The following is a 21688-nucleotide window of genomic DNA, read 5'->3' as shown; positions in this document are numbered from 1 at the left end:
TCAGACCACGCCCCTCCCCCACGTCACGGTCTATACAACGACCGCACGCTCAACCCTCGCCGCAGACTAGCCAGATCCGCCTTGGATTGCACCTCGATCTCGACCGTCTCCCCAGGCAACAAGGTCAACGCGTTATCGGCCAGGCTCACGTCCTGATCGCCGAAATCCACCCACACCGCGCGCGCCAGCGCATCGGCATGCACGCTCAGGCGATAGCCGTCGCCGTCGCGACGCAGCTCGGTACGCAGCTTCGGGTCCCGCCAGGCCAAGGTCCGCGCCTCGCCGAAATACACCGCGCGCCGCGCCACCGAACGGCCGTCGACGATCAGGTCGAACACCGCCGCGGTGCGGCGCGGGTCGGCGTCGCCGAGCAGTTGCGCATCGGTCCATTCGCCGACCCGGGTCGAAGCCAGCGCGGCCAGGTTCGCCGGCTTGCGTTCGTCGCGATGCACGCGGCCGTCGAAATCGATCACCCGCAACCGCCATTCGCCCTGCACCGCGGTGGTGCGGTCGTTCAACAGGCTCAGCTCGGTGCGCCCGCCGTAGCGGCCCGGCCGGCGCAGCGGCGCGATCGTCAACGGCGCGAAGAAACGCTTGGCGTGGAAATGCAACGGCTTCCACCGACCGAAGTAATCCAGGCTGGACCACGACGCGCCCGGCCAGACATCGTTCAATTGCCAGTACAGCGAACCCATGGTGCGCGGCCGCGAGGCGCGATGGTGCAGCGCCGCCAGCTCGATGCCCTCGGCCTGCACCTGCTGGCTGAGGTAGACGAAATCGGCGAAGTCGCGCGGCTCGCCGTACTCGCCGCGGATGTACTTGAGCAACCGCGTGTTGCCGTCGCCGGCGAGGAATTTCTGATGCGCGCGGATCACCGGGGCATCGATGCCCTGCTCCTGAGGCTTGGCGAACGCGGCGATGGTGCGCAGCGAGGGCCAACCCTGCAGCCCGTACTCGGACATGAAACGCGGGGTTTCGTCGAGATACGCGGTGGCCGGCAAGGCCGGGCCGCCCCACACGTCCCAATAGTGCTTGTCGCCGCTATTGGAATCGTTGGCCTTGTCGGCCAGGTCGTTGCTCGGCGAACTCGACCAGTACGGCACGCCCGCGCCTTCCTCGGCCACGACCGCGCGCAGGTCCTTGCCGAACAGCGCGACATAGCCGTCCCACACCGTCTGCGCGAACTTGGGATCGGCCTCGATCAGTTTCTTGCCATGGCCCCAATCCTTCCACGCGGTTTCTTCTTCGTTGTTGCCGCACCACAGCACGATGCTGGGATGGTTGCGCAGGCGGCGCACGTTGTCGCGCGCCTCTTCGACCACGTTGGCGCGGAAGGCGGGGTCGTAGCCGGGCTGCATGCCGCCGCCGAACATGAAGTCCTGCCACACCATCAGGCCCAGCTCGTCGGTCAGTTCGAAGAACTCGTCGGATTCGTAATAACCGCCGCCCCAATTGCGGATCATGTTCATGTTGGCGTCGCGCGCCGATTGCAGGTCGCGGCGCAGCCGTTCGCGGGTGACCCGCGCCGGAAACGCATCGAACGGAATCGCATTGGCACCCTTGGCGAACACCTCGATGCCGTTGACCACGAAAGCGAAACCCTGCCCGTTCGCGTCCTTGTCGCGGCGCAGCTGGATGCTGCGCAAACCGGTGCGGCGCTGGGCGACGGCTTGCACGCCGTCGTCGTCGCGCACGGTGGCCTTGAACGTATACAGCGCCTGCTCGCCGTAGCCGACCGGATACCACAGGCGCGGGCGCTCGATGCTCACCGGGATCGACACGAGATTGCGGCCGGGCTTGAGCCGGGTCGGATGACGCAGCGTTTCGGCGCGGCCATCGGGCCCGGCGTATTCGATCTCGACCGTCGCCGCCGCGGCGGCGGCGCTTTGAATCTCCAGTTCGACCGCCGCATCGGCGCGTTGCTGGCTGATCGTCTTGGGCTGCACATGCAGGTCGGCCACGCGCAGCCGATCCCAACTCTCCAGCCGCACGCCGCGCCAGATCCCCGCGGTGACATAGCGCGGGCCCCAGTCCCAACCGTAGTGATAACCGGGCTTGCGCACGAAATTGGCGGTCATCGCATCGCGCGGTTCGTCGCCGTAGGGCGAAGGATAGTTGCCGGCGATCTTGTCGCGCATCGCCTGCACCTGCGGCAGCAGACGGCGAATCGGCGAATCGAACACCACCCGCAACTCATTGCCGCGCTCGCGCAGCTTGCCGTCGACGGGCACGCGCCAGGTGCGGAAACTGTTGTCGGCCTTGAGCAGGTCCACGCCGTTGAGCTGCACGTTGGCGAAGGTGTCCAGGCCGTCGAACACCAGCTCGACGTATTTGCGCGCCAGAGTCTGACGATCCACATCGAAGCGGCTGCGGTATTCCCACTGCGACAGGCCGATCCATTGCAGCTGCGCTTCGCGCGCGCCGACGTAAGGGTCGTCGATCAGCTTCGCCGCCAGCAGATCGGTGTGGACATGGCCGGGCACCTGGGCCGGATGCCACTCGGTCGCCGGCGGGTGCTTTGCTGCCTGCGGATCGCCCGGCACCAGCCGGAACTGCCAGTTTTGATGCAAGGCCTGCGAATGCAGCGGCGCGGCCTGCGCACCGTAGGCCGCCAGCGCGGCGATCAGCATCAGCGCGATCGCGGCCAGGCTGCGCAGGCGCGAGACGGAATCGGACGAGGATCGGGCGATGGGCATGCGCGTTACCTGGTTGATTGGAATGATGCGAGTGACGCGACAGACCAAGATCGCCGTTCCCACATGGCCTGCCTGTAGGAGCGGCGCAAGCCGCGACCGCGCCGTCGCGACAGCGACGAAGAAATCGATGAAACCAAAAACCAACAGCACTAAGCAGATGCGAATTACGCCGTGACTGCGAATTCGCGGTCGCGCCTCGCGCCGCTCCTACATCCCCTACCTGTAGGAGCGGCGCAAGCCGCGACCGCGTCATCGCGACAGCGACGAAGAAATCGATGAAACCAAAAACCAACAGCACTAAGCAGATGCGAATTACGCCGTGACTGCAAATTCGCGGTCGCGGCTTGCGCCGCTCCTACAGGTAGGCCATGGAAGAACGGCTAGCCCGGCCAATGGAAGTCCGCACAAACCAAAAAAGCGGGAGCGCGATCCCCGCGCCCCCCTTTCCGACATCCGGAAAACCCGGCGAGCGCGCATTGCGACGCCCTCGCGGGGGTGACACCGCCTTGCCCGGGAGGTCCGCGCCGCGACCGCCGCATGCGCGTGGAGGGAGCGCATGCGACGGCCGAGGCCCGGGGCTTGCCGCCGATCGAACGGGCCCGGGCGGCCCGCTCGCTCGATACGAATAAATCGCCGCGATCGATCCCATCCGATCGACCGCGGCCGTCCGATCAAACCTCTTCAATCCTTCCAGCCCGATCGAGCCACGGGACTCGATCGAACCATCGGGCTCGATCGAACCACGGAACTCAATCGAACTTGTAGACGAACTCCGCCGAGATTTCACGCCCCACCCGCGAGAACACCCGCTCGTTGGCGTAGGCGAAGAACTTCTTGTACGGGTCCTTGTAGTCGGCCTCGTCGAGCAGGTTGTCGATGTACAGGTTGACCCGCGCCTGTTCGGTCAGCTGGTAGCCCGCGGTCAGGTTGAAATACACCGGCGCCTTGAGCTTGCCGACCATGTGGCAGGTGGTGTCGGTCTGGCCGGGCAGGATCGGCGCGCACTCGTTGTAGCTGTCGCCGTTGACATGGCCGATGCGGTTGGCGAACAAGGTCGCGTTCCACGGGCCGCGGCTCCAGCTGGCGCTGGCGCGGGCGAAGGTGCGCACTTCCTTGTCGCGGTTCTCCTGCATCGGCGAACCCGGGTCGCGCTGTTCGTTGTTCTTGAGCTGGTTGGTGTAGTTGAACTGGAAGCTGAAATCGCCGAAGCGGGTCGCCGGGATCTTGTAGCGCGCGGTCAGATCCACGCCGGCCACTTCGCGGTAGGCGATGTTGATCGGGCCGCTGAACACCGAGACCACCTGCCCGATCGGATAGTTCGGATCGGCCACGCCGAAGGCGTTGGTGTTCGGCGCGCTGCGGGTGACGCGCGAGACGATGTCGGCGCAGGTCGACGAACCCGGGGTGACCTGCATGCGGTCGCTGGCGCGGCGCGTGCGGCCGTTGCGGCACTGGCTTTCCAGATCGAGGATGTCGGCGATGTCGAAATCGCGGACCTGGTTGTCGATGGTCATGCGCCAGTAGTCGGCGCTGAACGACAGGTTGTCGGTCGCATCCCACACCAGCCCGGCGCTCCACGACTTGCCGGTCTCGCTGTCGAGCTTGAGATTGCCGGTGCGGGCGATGTTGTGGCGGTAGTACAGCGCCTGCGAGCCGCACTCCGGTCCGAGCCCGCGGCTGACGCAGGTGCTCACGTCGGTGTCTTCCTGGGTGCCGGTGCCGCTGGTGGCGAACAGGTAGTGCATGTCCGGCGCGCGGAACGTCGTGTTGTAGGCGCCGCGGATCAGCAGGCTTTCGATCGGACGCCACTCGATGCCGGCGTTCCAGGTGAAGTTGCTCTCCTTGCGCGCGTCGTCGTCGTAACGGTCGAAGCGGCCGGCCGTGGTCACGTCCAGGGTCTTGAACACCGGCACCTTGATCTCGACGCCCGCGGCGTAGCGCTTGCGTTCGCCGCCGCCCTGGTTGGTGCCGCCGGGCTGGTCGTAGAGCTTGTTCGGGCCATAGGTCAACGGATCGGGGTTGAGGCGATAACCCTGCGAGCCGGCTTCGATCACGCCGGCGAAACCGACCGCGCCGGCCGGCAATTCGAACAGATCGCCGGTGACCGCGAACTGGGCCTGGTTCATCCACGATTCCGCGCTGCTCTTGCCGCGCGTGGTGAGCTGACGGAAGGTCGCCGGCGACATCGGCGACCAGAACTTGCCCTGATCGAGCGCATACACCGGCAAACCGTTGTTGGTTCCCAACTGCGGCCCGAGGAAATAGCTGTCGACCGCGCCCTGCAGCATGCCCGGGAAGCTGAAGTCGACCTTGTACTCGGTGCGTCCGATCGTGGCGTCCCAGTTGAAACGTTCGCCGAAGCGGCCGCGCAGGCCGGCGGCGAGATCCCACGAGCGCTCGCTGGTGTTGAACAGGAACGGATCGCGGCTGCCGGCTTCGGCGACGGTGAAGGCGCGGCGCGCCTGATAGCTGCGGCCGGTGTTCTGGTCGTAGAACGCGCCGCCGCGGTTGAGTTCGAAGCGCAGCGCTTCGTCCTGGCGCGACTCGCCGTCGCTGTCCCACAGCGAAGCGCTGACCCAGGCCTGCATGCCGTTGTCGAAGTCGTAGCTGAAGTTGCCGAAGCCGGAGCGGTTGTCCGAGCCGTTGCGCAGGCTCCACAGCGAATTGCCGCGCGACTGCGAGCAGCTGTAGCCGGGGAACTCGGGCGCGTTGCCGTCGTTGCCCAGGAAGTTGTGCAGCGGCAGATCCTGGAAGCGGTCGCAGGCGCCGGCCGGCGGCGTGATGCGGCGTTTGGCGCTGGTGTCGATCAGCTCCACGCCCCACACCCACGGCCAGGGATCGTTGACCAGCGGTTTGACCGTGGCGGCCGGTTCCAGATCGGAAGCGAGAAAGCCGCGCTGGCCGGCGAAGATGGTTTCGCGGCCGCTCAACTGCACGCCGTAAGTAGCGCTCCACTTCTCGCCGGTGCGCCCGCCGGTCCACGACAGATCGTAGGAATCGCCGCCGCCGCGGCTGGTGGCGCCGCCCTTGATGCGGACCTCATCGCCGTTGAAGTTCTTCTTCATGATGATGTTGATCACGCCGGCCATCGCGTCGGAGCCGTAGATCGCCGAGCCGCCGCTGGCCAGCACTTCGATCCGCTCCACCGCCGACATCGGGATGTTGTTGAAGTTGGCGAAGTTGCCGCGGCCTTCGTACGGCAAGGGATAGTCGGCGACGCGGCGGCCGTCGATCAGCAGCAAGGTGCGGCCGGGGCCGAGGTTGCGCAGATTGAGCGGGCTCGCATTCGGCGTCGGGCCCTTGTTGACGTCGGCCTGGACCGAGCCGGTGACTTCGGTCAGCGAGCTCAGCGCCTCGTACACGTTGGCAAAGCCTTCGCGCTTGATCTGCTCGGTGGTGATCACCGTGACCGGCGCGGGGCCTTCGATCTCGGCGCGCTTGATGCGCGAACCGGTGACGGTGATCTTGTCGATCGCCTTGACCTCGCCGCTCGCGGCGGGCGCCGCGTCCTGCGCTTGCGCGAGCAGCGGCAGATACAAGGCGGCGAGCATCGCCGCGGTCAATGCGTCGCGCCGGACCCGTTGCCGGCGGCTGGAATGCGTGTGTTGTTGGTTCACCTGTGACCCCTCCCGATCGCGGCCGAACCCTCGGCCAAGGTTGCTTTTGTGGTTATTGATTTGGATCGATCTAAACTACGTCGTAAAAAAAATCCCGCTCCGCCCGTGCGAATTCCGCCCGCATGAGCTCCATTGCTTCGATCGCGCGCGGCCGCGTTCAATGCACCGCCCCGCGCAGATCGAGTTCCCGCAGCGCCTGCCCTGGCGCCGCCGATTGCACGCGCAGGCTCAATCCGCCTTCGCGCTGATACCAGGCCACCCGCAGACGGTGCCAACCGCGCCGCAGCGGCACCGAGGCCTGCATGGTCTGGTCGTAGCTGTCGTTGCGGATCAACGCCTCGCCGTCGAGGTACAGCGCCGAACGGTCGTCGCCCTGGATCGCGAAGCGATACACGCCGTCGGCCGGGACTTCGATATAGCCTTCGTACTGAAGGCCGAAGCGGCGGCTGCGGCCGAAGCGGTCGACCGCGAAGTCGGTGGCCGTGCCACGCTGCTGCGGCGTCGGCGCCCGTTCGAATTCGTCCAGGCTCGAATACAGGCCGTCGTACAGGCGATAACTCAGTCCCATGCTCGCGCGCTTGCGTTTCGCCGTCGCCGGCCGATAGCTGCGATAACGCACGCTGGCGCTGTGTACCCCACTGCGGCGGCCGTTTTCGAGCACGGTGACGGTGCGCAGGCTGCGGCTGCCGTCGAGCGGTACGTCGAGTTCGATCGGGCCTTGATAGACCGGCGAGCGCTGGTCGGGCTCGCTGCCGTCGACGGTGTAGTGGATGCTCGCGCCGGGTGCGGACGCGATCAGGGTGTAGCGATGGGTGTAGTGCGCGGGCTCACCGTTTTCCTGTACGTGCATGACATCGTCCAGACCGAGTGGTTCGGAAATCCGATAACCGACCCGCTCGCGATCCAGATGCGGCAACTGCGCGCGCAGGCGGCGCTGGAAATCGGCGTAGTCGCGATCTGTCTGCGGCGTCCACGCGACCTCGGCCAGCGCGAGCATGCGCGGGACCACCATGTACTCGACCATCGCCGGGGTCTTGAGGTATTCGCTCCACACATTGCCCTGCACGCCGAGCACATGCCGCGCCTGCGCGGCGTCGAGCACCTTGGGCACCGGGTCGTAGGCGTAGACCTTGTCCAGGCTCAGCTCGCCGCCGAGGTTCCATTGTTCGTGTTCGGCCGGACCCTGGCCGTAATCGAAATAGCAGCACTGAGTCGGGGTCATGATCACGTCGTGGCCCTGCCGCGCGGCCGCGATCCCGCCGGCTTCGCCGCGCCAGGACATCACCGTCGCATCCGGCGCCAGGCCGCCTTCGAGGATTTCGTCCCAGCCGATGATGCGCTTGCCGCGCGAATGCAGGAACTTCTCCATGCGCTGGATGAAGTAGCTCTGCAGCTCGTGCTCGTCCTTGAGCCCTTCGCGGCGCATCACCGCCTGCGCGAGCTCGCTGCTCTTCCAGCGCGTCTTCGGCGCTTCGTCGCCGCCGACGTGCAGGTACGGTGCGGGAAACAGGGCGACGACTTCGTCGAGCACGTTCTCCAGGAACTTGAAGGTCGTCTCCGACGGACAGTAGATATCGTCGTACACGCCCCAGTTGGTGCCGACCTCGAACGGCCCCGGCGTGCAGCCCAGTTCCGGATACGCCGACAAGGCCGCGAGCGAATGGCCCGGCATCTCGATCTCCGGGATCACCGTGATGTGACGGCTGCGCGCATACGCGACCACGTCGCGCACTTCGTCCTGGGTGTAGAAGCCGCCGTAAGGCGTGCCATCGCCGACATAGGGATCGATGTTGCGGCCGAGCACGGTTTCCTTGCGCTTTGAGCCGATACTGGTGAGCTTGGGGTAGCGCTTGATCTCGATACGCCAGCCCTGGTCATCGGTCAGGTGCCAGTGGAAGGTGTTGAGCTTGTAGCGCGCCATCAGGTCGAGATAGCGCTTGATGAAATCGACCGGATACAGATGGCGGCCGACATCCAGGTGCATGCCTCGGTACACGAAGCGCGGTTGGTCGTCGATGCTCAGCACCGGCACCCGCAATGCGCGCTCGCCGGATGCCGCGGGCAACAGCTGGCGCAGCGTCTGGTAACCGTAGAACAGGCCCGCGGGCGATCCGGCCAGGCGAATGCCGTTGGCGGTGATGTCCAGCGTATAGCGTTCGTTCGCCTTCGCACCGGCGGCGGCCGCGACCGGCTCGGCGACGAACTGCACGTAGCCGCTGGGATCGACCTGATGCGTGCGTGCGCGCGGCGCGCCGCTGCGCAGGCTCAGCTCCAGGCCCTGGACGCGGGCGAGTTCGTCGCGGAACAGCGCGGCGACCGCGCGGGCTTCGGCGTTGTTGGCGTAGAGCGTGGTGCTGGTGTCGAGGAGGAATTCGCCGTCGCCGCGGCGCAGTTGCGCGGGGCGTGGGACCAGTTCGGGTATGCGCGGTTCTTGGGTTGCGTCGGTTCCGATTCCGGCATCGGCGCTGGCAATGCCGCCATCGGCGTGGGCGAGCGGTGTGAAACCGATCGCCGCTCCGACCAGGCCGGTCACGGCCAGTCGGAGCTTCGACAGTCTCAGCTTCGAAAGTCGCAGCTTCACCACAGTGCTATTCATCGGCTATCCGAGGCTTTGTCCGAAGCATTGTCCGAAGTGTTCGCGATTGGAACGCCGCGCCACTTCCTACCGTCATTCCCGCGAACGCGGGAATCCAGTGCCTTTGACGCGACCTGCACGAAAGTCGCTGGATTCCCGCGTTCGCGGGAATGACGGACTGGGAGATTCGGCAGTGTCGGCGAGAGGATCGCGTTAGCAGTCGCAGTCACAAAGGTGGTCGTGGCCATCGTCATCGCCTCACCGCACCGACGCACACGCCGACTTCGGCAATGCCTGCGCCTGCGTCCCCCACCCGCCCACCGCCGGCGTCTTGTCCAGATCGAACCGCAACCGCCCGCCATCGCGCAGCGCCGACCAATCCAGCCAGACCTTGTCCTGCGCCTTGCCGTCGAAGCTCACGCCCTGCACGTACTGCAATGCGCGCCCATCCGCGCCCGGCGCTTCGATCGTCAAGGTCTTGCCCTGCCCCAGGTCCAGTTCGACCTTCTCGAACCGCGGCGTGTGCAGCAGCAGTTCGCCGCTGCCCGGCACCGCCGGATACAGGCCGATCGCACTGAACAGATACCAGGCCGACATCGTGCCCAGGTCGTCGTTGCCGGTCACGCCGTTGGGCGCGTTGGTGAACAAGGCCTGCGCCGAACGCAGCACAGTCGAGGTCTTCCACGGCTGGCCGATCAGCGTGTACATCCACGGGCTGTGCAGATCGGGTTCGTTGTTGGGGTTGTAGCGGTACTGGTTGTAATAGCTGTACGGTCCCACCACCCATTGCTTGCGCGCGGCATTGAGCGGATCGGCGACCAATGCGTCGTAAGCGAAGAACGCGTCCAGACGCTTGCCGGTGCGTTCCGCGCCGCCCATCGCCGCGACCACGCCGGGCACGTCCTGCTGGGTCAGCCACTGGTACTGCCAGGCGGTGCCTTCGTGGAAGCCGTGATGCGAACGCGGGCTGTAGCGGCCGTCGGTTTCCGAATAGAACCCGCCGTCGTCCAGGCGCGGACGCGGAAAGCCCTTGAACCCCAGTTCGGCGTCGACCGCATCGTTGTCCCAGACCTTGCGCCAGTTGCTGCCGCGTTCGCGCAAGGTCGCCGCGTCGTCGTTGTGGCCCAGCGCCTGCGCCATCTGCGACAGCGAGCAATCGGCCAGCGCGTATTCGAGCGTGGACGAACCGCCGTGATGCGGGTCCACGTCCATGCTCTTGGCCGGGAACGCGCGGTCGTACTGGACGAAACCGTTCTTGAGATAACTCGGATTGCCGGCGCGGCCCTGGCTGCGCACCAGCGCCGGCGGCGCGCCGTAGGCGTTCTCGCGCAAGGCGTCATACGCCGATTGCTCGCGGCCTTCGAGCGCGCCGAAGCGCCACAGATCGACCAGGAACGGCGTGACCGGGTCGCCGGTCATCACGTTGCTGTCGAAATTCGCATAGCCCCAGCGCGGCAGCCAACCGTTTTGCTCGTGGATCTTGAGCACCGAGTTGGCGATATCGCGCGCGCGCTGCGGACGCAGCATCGCCAGCAACTGGTTCTGCGAACGGTAGGTGTCCCACAGCGAGAAATACTCGTAGTAGGTCCAGCCCTCGGCCTTGTGGATCTGGGTGTCGTAGCCGCGATAGCGGCCGTCGCTGTCGCTGCCGGTCAACGGCTGCAGCAGCGAGTGATACAGCGCGGTGTAGAACACGGTGCGATCGTCGCCGCTGCCGCCGGTGACGCGCACCGAATCGAGTTCCTTGCGCCAAACCGCCTGCGCCTGCGTGCGCATCGCATCGAAGCTCAGCGCCTTGCCGTTCTTCATCGCCTCGTCGCGCAGGTTGCGGCGCGCGCCTTCGGCGTCGACGTGCGAGATCGCGCTGATCGCGGTCACCGCGCGGCCGTTTTTCGTATCGAAGGTGAACCACGCGCCGTGCGGCCGCGTGTCGCCCTGCATGCTGTTGTTGCCGCCGGGATGGCCGCCGGTTTCGTCCCAGGTGCCGTGGCTCGCGAACGGTCGGTCGAACTCCATGCGGAACCAGGTCGTGTACTGCTGGCCGCCGCAGAAACTCTTGGTGGTGATGCTGCCTTCGACCGCGCGATCGCCGACCACCTGGACGGTGCTGCCGATCACCATGTGACGCTCATTGGCCTGCCCGGTGTTGACCAGGATCGTGCCCTGCTTCGCACCGGCCGGAAACGTGTAACGCTCGGCCGCCGCGCGAGTCAACGCCGTCGCTTCGGCGTCGATATCGCCGCCGGCTTCGCCGGTCAAACGCACCTTGTAGTAACCCGCCTCGCCGACTTCGCCGTCGTGGCTGTAGCTCGATGCATAGGTTTTCTGGTCGAAGGACTTGAACTCCTTCGTGTCAAAACGCTTGCCCGGCCCGATCTCGCCGGTGGTCGGCAACACCGACAACTGGCCGCCCTGCTCCCAGCAACCCGCGCCGGACAGGAAGGAATGGCCGAAGCCGCGGATCTTCGGATCGTCGTAGCGCCAGCCGGTGTAGTGATCGCCGATCGGGCTGACCTGGATCAGGCCGAACGGCGCCGACGCGCCGGGAAAGGTATTGCCGTCGTCCTTGCTGCCGATGAAGGTGTTGACCTCGCGCACCGGATCGCGCGCGGGCGTGGCGGCCTGCGCGCTCACCGCGGCCAGCGCCAGGGTGAGCGCAAACGTCAGCGTCGCGCCGAGCGGCCGCGCGCTCGCGCCTGTCGCCGAAACCAAGTCCTGCCTGCGCCGTGCCGGATTGCGAGTCATCGTTGCGTTTGCCCTGCCAGTGGTGAGAGAAAGCCCGCTGCGACGGCAAGCGTCGCAGCGGGCGGATCGATCAATTGAAGTCGAGCACGTACTCGATCGCGACCTCGCGGCCCACCGGGCTGAAGATGCGGTCGGCGATGAAGGCGAAATCCTTCTTGTACGGGTCCTTGTCTTCGTTGACTTCGTCGAACACGTTGCTGACGTAGACGTTGACCTTGGCCTTGTCGGTGATCTGGTAACCCGCGCTCAGGTTCCAGGTGATCGCCGGCCCGACCCGGCCGTAGTACTTCTCGGTCTTCTGGCCGAAGGTCGGGCTGGCGGCGTCGTTGTCCACGCAATCGTCCGAACTGGGCACGTAGCCGTCGGCGAATTCGCGGCAGCCGCCGAAACGCACGCTCGGCACGCTGCCGACGCGGTCGGCATACACCGTCGCGTTCCACCTGTCGCGCTGCCAGTTGACGCTGCCGCGGAACTTGCTGCGCGGTTCGTCGGTGCGCTTGTCTTCCATCTCGGCGCTGGCGTCGCTCTGGGTTTCCAGCTTGAGCAGGTTGGTGTAGTTCAGGCCGACGCTGAAATCGCCCCAGCGCGCGGTGCTGAAGCGGTACTTGAGCGAGGCGTCGATGCCTTCGACGTTGCGCGCGGCGCGATTGATCGGCCCGGTGCGGATTTCGGTGACCGGGCCCAGCAGCGGACCGGCGCCGTCGGGATCGGCGCCGCGGGTGACGCGGCTGAGCTGCAGTTTGCAGCGATCGGCGCTGGGCGGGCTGATCCGGCGCTCGCCGGTCGGCGTCTTGCCGGTCAGGCAGTAAGCCTCGTCGAGCAGCACGTCGTCGGCGCCGATGTCGTCGATCTCGTCTTCCAGTTCGATCCGCCAATAGTCGGTCGACACCGACAGGCCCTCGGCGATGTCCCAAACGAAACCGGCGGTCCACGAGTTGCCGGTTTCGTACTTCAGGTTCGGCGTGCCCTGGCGCGAAATCTCCGCGTCCTCGACCTTGAAGCCCGAATCCCAGGTGCAATTGCCCTGTTGCCCGGCGCGCAGGCAGTTGAGGTAATCGGTCTGGTCCGACACCGAGGTGCTCGGCGTGGCGTAGACGAAATGCATGTCCGGCGCGCGGAAACTGGTCGCATAGGTGCCGCGCACCAGCAGATTGCTGAAAGGCCGCCATTCCAGGCCGGCGTTGTAGGTGCTGGCCGCATCGCCGGAAACCGCGTCGTACTTGTCGTATCGCCCGGCCACCGAGGCGGTCAGCGACTTCAACAACGGAATCTTGAACTCGACGCCGGCCGCGTAATGATTGCGCGAGCCCGAGCCCAGGTCGATGTTGGCGGTCTGCTCGTAGAGGCGATTGTCGCCGAGCGTGTTCGGGTCCGGCGCGAGGCGATAGCCCTGCTTGGCCGCTTCGAGTTGTCCGGCGAAACCGATCGGACCGGCCCAGCCTTCGAACAGATCGCCGCTGACGATGAAGTTGGCCGAGGTCAGCCAGGATTCGGCGCGGTTCTTGCCGCGGGTGGTGATCGAGGCGTAGTCCTGCGGCGAGATCGGGTTCCACAAGCGGCCCTGGTCGACGCGGTCGCGGTTGGCGCCGAGGAAGAAACGGTCCGCCTCGGCCGTGAGCACCGCCGGGAATTTTTCGTCGACGCGGTATTCGGCGCGACCGATGCTGAAATCCCAGTCGAAGCGATCGCCGAACTTGCCGCGCAGTCCGGCCGACGCGTCCCAGGACAATTCATCCGAACGGGTGTAGCCGTTTTCGGCGCCGCCGATTTCCTGCGGCGTGAAGTAACGCACTAGGTCCAGGTTCGCGCCGACGCCCTGGTCGAAATAGCTGCCGCTCGAACTCCAGGCCGGCATGAAGGTCATGTTGGTGCCGCGCGAGCTCCACACGCCCAGGGTCGCCCAGCCCTGCATGCCGTTTTCGAAATCGTAATTGGCGTACACATAGCCGGAGCGGTCTTCGCTGCCGTTGCGCAAGGTCCAGTGCTGGAACACCGCGCTCTGCCCGCACTGCCAGCCGGTGTTGTTGATGGCGTTGCTGTTGCGGTTGTAGGTGCGGCGGTTCTGCAGGAAGAACTCGCCGCCGAACTGGTCGCAGGCGCCCGGCGGCGGCGCCAGGCGCATGCCGGTGTCGGCGTTGAGCATGCGGATGCCGGTCGACGGCAGGATGCCGGTGGTGCGGTCCTGCGGATTGAGCGAGCGCGGCGGCGCGTCGAAATCCGAATCCATGAACGGACGTTCACCCGCCGGCAGCGCCTCGCGCTTGAAGTACTGCAGCGCGTAGGTCACCGACCAGTTGTCGCCGCTGCGGCCGCCGGCCCAGGACAGGTCCATCGCATCGCGGCCGCCGCGGGTCGAGGTGCCGCCGCGGATCTTGACCTGATCGCCCTGAAATTCTTTCTTGAGAATGACGTTGATCACGCCGGCGACCGCGTCGGAGCCGTAGATCGCCGAAGCGCCGCTGGCCAGCACTTCGATCCGCTCGACGATCGCGGTCGGGATGTTGTTGAAATTGGCGAAGTTGCTCTTGCCCTGGTACGGCAGCGGGTAATCGACCACGCGGCGGCCGTTGATCAGCAGCAGGCTGCGGCCCGGGCCCATGTTGCGCAGATTGAGCGGGCTGGCGTTGACCGTGTGCTGGCCCCAGGCGATGTCCGATTCGACCGTGCCCATCGCCTCGGTCAGCGTGGTCAGCGCGTCGTAGACGGTGTTGAAGCCTTCCTTTTCGATCTGCGCGGCGGTGATGGTGAACACCGGCGCCGGGCCTTCGATCTCGGCGCGCTTGATGCGCGAACCGGTGACGGTGACTTTGTCGATCTCGGTCGGCGTGCGCGTGGCGGCGGCTCGGTCGGCCGACGGCGCCGGCTCGGTCCGGGGCTGTTCGGCCTGGGGCTGATCGGCCGACGCATCGGCCGCCTGCGCCAGCGGCGCGAACAGGACCGACAGCAAGGCGCAGGTCAGCGCGCTGCGTCGCAGGGTGGAATGGCTCATCTGGCGGTGCTCCCCTTTGGTAGTGATTGCGAGCGACCTGTCCTTGGCCCCTGAATTCTTTTCACTCGATCTAAGTCGCAACGCCAGGACTGCCTTCTAGAGCAGCCCTGGCACATCCAATCCCCAAATTGGATCGATCTAAATTAACCACAGCAGGGGGGCCGATGCATGACGCGGCGCAGCAATGAAGCTGTGCTAGCCGATGGGCCGGACCGGGCCGGAAGCGTGCGGACGCTGGAAAGGATCGCTAAGTGGTTGTTTTGCCGAATCTGGCGTCGGGACCGGGGCTGGGGTCGGGCCGCTTGCGCGACGTGTGCGATCGGGTGCGGGCTGGGCGGATTCGTGATGCATCGCCGGTTCGTGAGTGCGGCGCAGCATGCTGCCGGCGTTGGGCAGCGGGATGTGGGGCGTGGCTCGGTCGCTGTTGCGATTGCATGCAACCAAGGGCATGGCGATCGGAGACGAGAGCGTCGGGGCTGAAGCTCCCTCCCACAAAAACCTCCTGGCCGAGTCCTGTGTCTGCAAAGGCATTCGTGTTCGAGTCATTTGTCTGCCAAGCCTTCGGGGCTGAGTCCTCTCCCAGCAACGACCCGCCCGTTCGCGATCACGACGGATCGGTGGGCAGGTCGAGGTCGAGAGGTCCGTGGGAGGGAGCTTCAGCCCCGACGCCATTCGATCGGACGTTTCGCGCCCTTCCCTCCCCCGCCCCAACCTCGCATCGATGCGGCAAAGACACCGGCGCAAACGCCGATGCCTTCGCAACAAAACCCGGTCAAGGCATCAGCCGATCCAACAACGGCGAAGCGAACACCCGCGCCGGATCGTAACCATTGAGAATCGCCACCGCCGCATCCCACCCCGCCCCCGCCGCCTGCCCATGCCGCAGCGACTGCGGGATCGTCTGCCCGATCACCGCCGCATCGCTCCACGCACCGCTGGCGTCGTAACCCCAACCCTTGCTCCACTCCACCCGCGCCAACGCATAGCTGCCGGAGAACTGCGCGAACACCCATTGCTCGACTTCGCGATAGAACGGCTCGGCCTCGGGCGTGCCCGGCAGGGTCAGCAGGTCCAGCCACACCGCGCAGTCCCAGTCGGGCCGGTCGCGCACCGGCCGCACCGCCGACAACAGCGGCTCCACCGCGTTGGGCATCGCGACTTCGTCGGCGCGGTCCAAGCCGGTGACGCGAATTTCCACCGGCCCGTTGACCGGAAATTTCCCCTGCGCGCGGTAGGCGTCGGCGCGCGCCTGGTAGAACGTCACGAACTCATGCACTACGCGTTGCACGTTGGCGCGCGAGGTGATCACCGCGTAACCGTTCGCGGTGACCCGCAGCGTGGTCGGCTTCACGTACAGCATCAGATTGCGCGACCAACCCCACAGATCGAAGCTCGCGGTGAACAGCAGGCCGGTGCTGACCAGGGTGTATTGCAACGCGCCCAATGCCGGCGTGCGGCTGACATCGCCCAGATTGATGTCGCGGATGAAGTCGGTGAGTTCCGGCGGGATGCTGTCGGAGAACGGGTAATTGAACGGCGCGGTGGCTTCGCGAACCATCGGCGGCAAGCTCGGCGTGAGCGTCCACACTTTCAGCCAGGGGTTTTTCGTGAACGGGAAATGGATGGTTTCCACGCGTCCGGATTTGTCGAGAAAACTCGCCAAGGTGCGGCCCGGCGATCCCGGCGCGGCGAACAACTCGCTCGCGGGAATATTGACGTTGCTCTGGCAACGCAGGCGCTGGTTCGGCCCCGCCTGCAAGGTCGCCTCGACGATCAGCGCGCGCCCCAGATGGGCCAGGAACGCGGCGCAGTCGGCTTCGTCGCGACGGAACGTGCGCAGCACATAGGCGCTCTGCGCCGGGTTCCACACCACCGCGGTCAACGACAGCACCAGATTGCTCAACGACCCGTAGCTTTGCCCTGTCGCCCGGGTTTCGCCGAGCGCGGGAACGGCGGTGCCATGCGCATCGATCGCGAGCACGCCGCCCAAGGTGAGATCGCCCGGCGCCGGCACATGCGCCCAGCCCAGGCCGACCTCTTCCATGCGCGCGAGCAAGTCCTGCATCAGCACGCCGGCCTGCGCCTTGACCCGCGCCGGCTGCGCATTGCGATCGATCTCCACGCGGGTCAGATGCGTGACGGTATCGATCAGCACGATGCGATCGTCGCAGGTCTGATCCGGCGACAGATTCAACGGCGACCAGTTGTGGGTCATGCCGCGCGGACGCACGCGGTAACCGTGCTGCCGCGCCCAATTGACAACCGTGACCACCTCCTCGGCGCTGCGCGGCGAGCACGTCCACACATTATCGATCTGGATTTCGCCGGACCAATTGCGGTACGCCTGTTGAAACAACGGTATCTGCGAAGGAAACGCCGGCGGCGCGGCGCAGGCCGCAGCGGTGCTGCCTGCTTCAACCTGGAACGCGGGCCACCAGCCGGCGGTGACGCCGGCCGCGCCGACCGCCAGGGCTTGCGTAATAAAGCGCCGGCGGCGCGGATCGGTTGCATCGTCGGCTGCATCGGCATGATCGTCGGGCGTCGACTCGGGACGTGGATCAATAGGCATGGCAATCGCTCCGCTAGGGCGGTGAGAGGAGACAGGCAGGGGAATCGACGCGGTGGCCGCGCGGGCTTCACGTCGTTGAGCGGTGTGGGCGACGCAGTAGCACGCAGGCTGCGCGCATGTATTCGAACGCCGCGATTGCACGATTAGCAGCGACGTCGACTCACGGCAACATCGGGTGTTCGGTTGCGCGAGCGCAGGCCGATTGTCGGCGTGATCCACGTCCGATCATCGAACGAACATGAATTTTTATTTTTCGAATCGCAGTGTTGACGATGCGCGAGTGCGGCTGAATTCAGCACGTCCTGTCGTTTCACGCTCGGCGCACGCGATTGGTCTCGGGCATGACAGGGCCGTCGACCCCCGCGAGAAACGCTCAAGACGCTCATCACGTTGCGTAAGCGCGACGAGGTTCACTTCGCCGATCGCAATGGGATCAAAGGACGGTCGCGTGACAGGATCGACGGTTGCGCGCAAAGACAAGACAAACCATCGATCGCGGCGACACGCTCACGATGAAAACCGCCCGCTCACGTTCCGCCATTTGATCCAGCATCTGGCAGGGTGTAACGCATTGCGATGCGGCCCGTACTCAGAACGAAGCCGACTCGCCGTCGTCGTCGACGTAACGCGCACCACCCGTACCGCCGATCAATGCCAGCACGACGCGCAAATCGTTGCGTACCGCGGTGCTCAACGCGGTCATGCAGGTCAGACGAACGCGGTCGTGACCGAACACCAACTGCACTTCCTCCCAGCCGCCCTCGGGCCGGCCCGGTTCGCTGAGCCAGATTTCGCGGGCACCGACACTGCGACTGAATGTCGGCAACGATTCTAGTTCGAGCGGCAGCGTGTCGCGACGACGCCGATAGTCGTCGACATCATTCGCGATCGCGTCGTATTCGTAGCCCATCGTCGCCCCTGGCCCTGCGCAACCCAGCCGCTATCGGCCGCGCAAGGCCGCCACCAGCTCGGCCACCCGTTGCGCATCGCTTTGCACCCAATCCGGCGACAAGCCGGCCAAGGTCTCGTTGCGATAGGTCATCGCCGATTGTCGTGGCGCTTTCGCCGACGCATGCAGTTCATGCACGTTCGCGCGCCGGGCGAGCGCAACGATGTTCTGTGCGGTCACCCCAGCGCCGGCCATCAACGCGATGCGGTCGCCGGCCTGTTCGGCCAGCGCGGCGATGCGATCGGCGCCGCTCCAGGCGTCGTCGGCGCCGCCGGAGGTCAGGATGCGTTCGCAGCCCAGGCCGATCGCGGCTTCCAGCGCGGCCGACTGATCGCGCGCGGCATCGAAGGCGCGATGAAAGGTCACGCCGAGCGGGCCGGCCGCCGCGACCAGATCGCGGCACAGCGCGGTATCGATATCGCCGCGCGCATCCAGGGCGCCGATCACGACCCCGTCGCAGCCCAGCCTCACGCAGTTTTCGATGTCCGCGCGCATCACCGCGCATTCGGATTCGTCATAGAGAAAATCGCCCGCGCGCGGCCGAATCAACACGTACAGCGCGATGCGCAGGCGATCGCGCGCGACCGCGATGCTGCCGTAGGACGGCGTGGTGCCGCCCTCGCCCAGGTTTTCGCACAGTTCGACCCGATCGGCGCCGCCGGCCTGCGCGGCCAGCGCCGAGCCCAGCGAATTGGCCGATATTTCCAGCGTCCGCGCGCGCATCGCCGCGCTCACGTCTGCTGCGTCGTATAGACCGAGCGCGACTCGAGCAGCGCGTCGCGCTTGCCCGCATCGCACACCGCGTAGACGAAGCCGCGATGCAGCGCATGCGCGCCGACTTCGCCGTGCTTGTTGATCGCGAGGAAGCACACCTGCAAGGTCTTGCTCGCCTGCGGGCGCTTACGCACCACGCGGTCGATCGCCTCGCGGCAGGCTTCATCGGGGCTGCGGCCCTGACGCATCAGTTCGACCACCAGGAAGCTCGCGGCGTTGCGCAGCATTTCTTCGCCGACGCCCGAGGCGGTGGCGGCGCCGACTTCGTTGTCGACATATAGGCCGGCGCCGATGATCGGGCTGTCGCCGACCCGGCCGTGCAGTTTCCAGGCCATGCCGCTGGTGGTGCAGGCGCCGGCGAGTTTGCCGCTGGCGTCGATGGCGAGCATGCCCAGGGTGTCGTGATTGGATTTGTCGCCGGGCTTGGCGTTATCCAGACGCTCGGCGTTGATCTGCGGCTGGTAGTTGGAAGTCTTGCGCCACTCGCTCCACGCCGCGCGCGCCTTGTCGGTCAACAGCGGTTCTTTAGGAAAGCCCTGCTCGATCGCGAACTGCTGCGCGCCCGCGCCGACCAGCAACACGTGCGGGGTGCGTTCCATGACCCGGCGCGCGACGCCGATCGGATGGGCGATGTCCTCCAGCGCGGCGACCGCGCCGCAGCGGCCGTCGCCGTCCATGATGCTCGCGTCCAGGGTCAGCACACCGTCGCGATCGGGATTGCCGCAGCGCCCGACCGTGCTGTTGCACAGATCGGCCTCGGCCCAGCGCGCGCCGGCCTCGACCGCGTCGAGCGCGGAACCGCCGGCCGCGAGCACCGGCCAGGCGGCCTGGTTGGCGCCGACGCCGAAGTCCCAGGTCGAAACCACGCGCGCGCCCTTGATCGCTCCGGGCGCGTTACCCGCGCCCTTGATTTCGCCTCGCGCCGCGTCGTCCGCGGGCGCGGCCAACGACGGCAGGGCCGCGGCGGACGCCGCCAGCACGGAGCTTTGCAGGAAACGGCGGCGTGAGGTCATGGCGATCTTCGGTGCTAGGCGCGCGCAGCGCGGACCGGCCACACGCTAGCGGCGGCGTGCGGTGTACGCAAGCGCGCGGCGCATACGGGCCTTGGCGAGCGCGCACCGAGTCCATCGATGCACGCCGCCCACGCCGGCGAACGCTACAGCCCGGACGGCCGTGCCGCCCGCGTCGCCGTCAGTTCCGCTTCCTGCCCATTGTGCGCGGGGGCCGGCGCGATCTCGCGATTGACCCGGCTCATCATCTCGGTCGCGCCACTCGCGTCCGGCACCGGGCCGGTGAACTTCACCCGCAACGCCGCCGGATTGTTCAACTCGCCCTGCACCAGGAAACCGCCGCCGTCCGGGCCGTCGGCCTTGACGATGTGATCGACTTGCTTGAGGCCTTTCGACCGCGCCAGTTCCGCCAACTCGTCGGCACGACGATCGACCGTCGCGTCGGCGACCGACTGCATGCCGTGCTGGGCCAGTTGGTGGCCGCCGAAATCCATGCCCTTGAGGATCAGTTCGGCCTGATCGAAATCCTGCTCCAGTCCGCGCACGTGCCGGCTCAGGACCGGATGCGGCGCGGGCGCGAACGGCGGCCCGTCCAGTTCGATCTTGGCGCCGTGCGGCCGCACCAGCGACGCGAAGCCCAGCGACTGCAGACCGTGCAGCGGCTCGCCCTTAATCACAAGTTCGGTCGTCGCCGGACCGTGCTCGAGTTGGTCGGCGGCGAGGCCGTGCTTGAGCAAGGTGGCGCGGTTCGGCCACGCCGGATTGGCGACCACGCACTCCACGTCGCACACCTGCGCGGCCAGATAAGCCTGGCCGCCGCCCTTGGAATGGCCGACCACCGCGTGCAGACCGTCGGGCAAGGCCTGTTGCACCTGCTGGGTCAACTGCACCGCGCCGTCGTACTGCGCGCTGCCGAAGCCGCCGCCCTGGCCGAAGTTGGTGATCCAGTCGCTGGCCTTGTCGGTGCCGCGGAAATTCAGCACGAACTGATCGTCCTTGCGGTACAGATCGGCGCGCAGGCCGCTGGCGGTGTCGTGGAACCCCTTCGGGTCCAGCCCGTGCGCCTTGAGTTCGGCGTCGCCGACGCGTTTCCAGCCGCTCAGGTCGGCTTCGCTGCGGTCGGCGTAGCCGTCGCGCATGATCGCGGCGGCGACGGTGGGGTCCAGGCTCGCCGCGCGCGGCGGCGCCGACGACGAGGACGACGCGACCGGCGGCGCGATGTCGTGGCGCGGAAACACCGCGTTCACGCCGTCCATGGCGAATCCCTTCGAGGCGGTGGACGCCGGGCGCGGATCGGGCGCGGCATCGCGGGTCGTCGAGGGCGCGGCGACAGGCGCATCGCGTTCGGGCGCGGTGTAGGACTCGTCGAAGGGATTGCCCACGCGCGGATACGTGCGTGGCGCGAAAGACGGCACGATCGGCGGAACCGTCGACGGCATCGCCGCACGCGGCGCCGCGGCGCCCGGCGCGGTGGAAGGCGTCGCCAGCGGCGCGGCGTTATTGCGTTCGACACCGTGCCCGGGTTCGAACTGATTGCCGTCGTCGCGATGGTGACGGACGAACGAACTGAGCACCGAATCGGGATCGCGCGCGCTCGCTTCGAACCGTGTCGTCCATCGATTGAAGGCACCGCCGATGCTGTCGAAAATCGAGGTTTTGGGCACGTTTGGCTTCGGATCGGACATCGTCCCGCTCTCCTTGGGTTGAGGGCGTGCCACGCTGCGCGGCACGACGAAATCGCCCAAACCAACGCATAAAGCGCGC

Annotated in this window: 10 protein-coding genes; all 10 read right to left on the bottom strand. The window is 66.6% G+C overall.

What is annotated here, in order from left to right; genetic code table 11:
* Positions 1-23: 23 nt before the first annotated feature.
* Positions 24-2696: a beta-mannosidase gene (locus tag KME82_RS11955; protein WP_215498700.1), complete on the bottom strand. Its 2673-nt coding sequence runs from the start codon at positions 2694-2696 to the stop codon at positions 24-26.
* A 749-nt stretch (positions 2697-3445) separates the two neighbouring features.
* Positions 3446-6313 (bottom strand): TonB-dependent receptor plug domain-containing protein, encoded by a 2868-nt coding sequence (locus KME82_RS11950; protein WP_215498699.1) that lies wholly within the window; start codon positions 6311-6313, stop codon positions 3446-3448.
* Between the two features lie 157 nt (positions 6314-6470).
* Positions 6471-8909: a family 20 glycosylhydrolase gene (locus tag KME82_RS11945; protein WP_215498698.1), complete on the bottom strand. Its 2439-nt coding sequence runs from the start codon at positions 8907-8909 to the stop codon at positions 6471-6473.
* Between the two features lie 237 nt (positions 8910-9146).
* Positions 9147-11633, bottom strand: coding sequence for a GH92 family glycosyl hydrolase (locus KME82_RS11940; protein WP_215498697.1), 2487 nt, complete (start codon positions 11631-11633; stop codon positions 9147-9149).
* A 70-nt stretch (positions 11634-11703) separates the two neighbouring features.
* Entirely contained in the window at positions 11704-14622 is a 2919-nt protein-coding gene (locus tag KME82_RS11935) for a TonB-dependent receptor plug domain-containing protein (RefSeq protein ID WP_215498696.1), read from the bottom strand.
* Between the two features lie 772 nt (positions 14623-15394).
* Positions 15395-17191 (bottom strand): cholesterol oxidase substrate-binding domain-containing protein, encoded by a 1797-nt coding sequence (locus tag KME82_RS11930; RefSeq protein WP_215498695.1) that lies wholly within the window; start codon positions 17189-17191, stop codon positions 15395-15397.
* A 589-nt stretch (positions 17192-17780) separates the two neighbouring features.
* Entirely contained in the window at positions 17781-18101 is a 321-nt protein-coding gene (locus KME82_RS11925; protein WP_215498694.1) for a hypothetical protein, read from the bottom strand.
* 30 nt (positions 18102-18131) lie between these two features.
* Positions 18132-18863 (bottom strand): copper homeostasis protein CutC, encoded by a 732-nt coding sequence (locus KME82_RS11920; protein WP_215498693.1) that lies wholly within the window; start codon positions 18861-18863, stop codon positions 18132-18134.
* Positions 18864-18871: 8 nt separating this feature from the next.
* Positions 18872-19927 carry a N(4)-(beta-N-acetylglucosaminyl)-L-asparaginase gene (locus tag KME82_RS11915; protein WP_215498692.1) on the bottom strand — a complete coding sequence of 352 codons (1056 nt, stop codon included), beginning with the start codon at positions 19925-19927 and terminating at the stop codon, positions 18872-18874.
* 143 nt (positions 19928-20070) lie between these two features.
* On the bottom strand, positions 20071-21609 hold the full coding sequence (locus KME82_RS11910; protein ID WP_215498691.1) for a lipase family protein: 1539 nt from the start codon (positions 21607-21609) through the stop codon (positions 20071-20073).
* Positions 21610-21688 lie beyond the last annotated feature (79 nt).

Origin of the sequence: Lysobacter capsici, from assembly GCF_018732085.1 — a bacterium.
In the GTDB taxonomy this organism is placed as follows: domain Bacteria; phylum Pseudomonadota; class Gammaproteobacteria; order Xanthomonadales; family Xanthomonadaceae; genus Lysobacter; species Lysobacter capsici_A.
This window is presented reverse-complemented; position numbering and strand designations above follow the sequence as displayed.

What these genes read in the sequence shown, in the direction of transcription:
- KME82_RS11955 (WP_215498700.1), bottom strand. Translation starts at nt 2,696, where the DNA reads ATGCCCATCGCCCGATCCTCGTCCGATTCCGTCTCGCGCCTGCGCAGC.
- KME82_RS11945 (WP_215498698.1), bottom strand. Translation starts at nt 8,909, where the DNA reads ATGAATAGCACTGTGGTGAAGCTGCGACTTTCGAAGCTGAGACTGTCG.
- KME82_RS11940 (WP_215498697.1), bottom strand. Translation starts at nt 11,633, where the DNA reads ATGACTCGCAATCCGGCACGGCGCAGGCAGGACTTGGTTTCGGCGACA.
- KME82_RS11935 (WP_215498696.1), bottom strand. Translation starts at nt 14,622, where the DNA reads ATGAGCCATTCCACCCTGCGACGCAGCGCGCTGACCTGCGCCTTGCTG.
- KME82_RS11930 (WP_215498695.1), bottom strand. Translation starts at nt 17,191, where the DNA reads ATGCCTATTGATCCACGTCCCGAGTCGACGCCCGACGATCATGCCGAT.
- KME82_RS11925 (WP_215498694.1), bottom strand. Translation starts at nt 18,101, where the DNA reads ATGGGCTACGAATACGACGCGATCGCGAATGATGTCGACGACTATCGG.
- KME82_RS11920 (WP_215498693.1), bottom strand. Translation starts at nt 18,863, where the DNA reads ATGCGCGCGCGGACGCTGGAAATATCGGCCAATTCGCTGGGCTCGGCG.
- KME82_RS11915 (WP_215498692.1), bottom strand. Translation starts at nt 19,927, where the DNA reads ATGACCTCACGCCGCCGTTTCCTGCAAAGCTCCGTGCTGGCGGCGTCC.
- KME82_RS11910 (WP_215498691.1), bottom strand. Translation starts at nt 21,609, where the DNA reads ATGTCCGATCCGAAGCCAAACGTGCCCAAAACCTCGATTTTCGACAGC.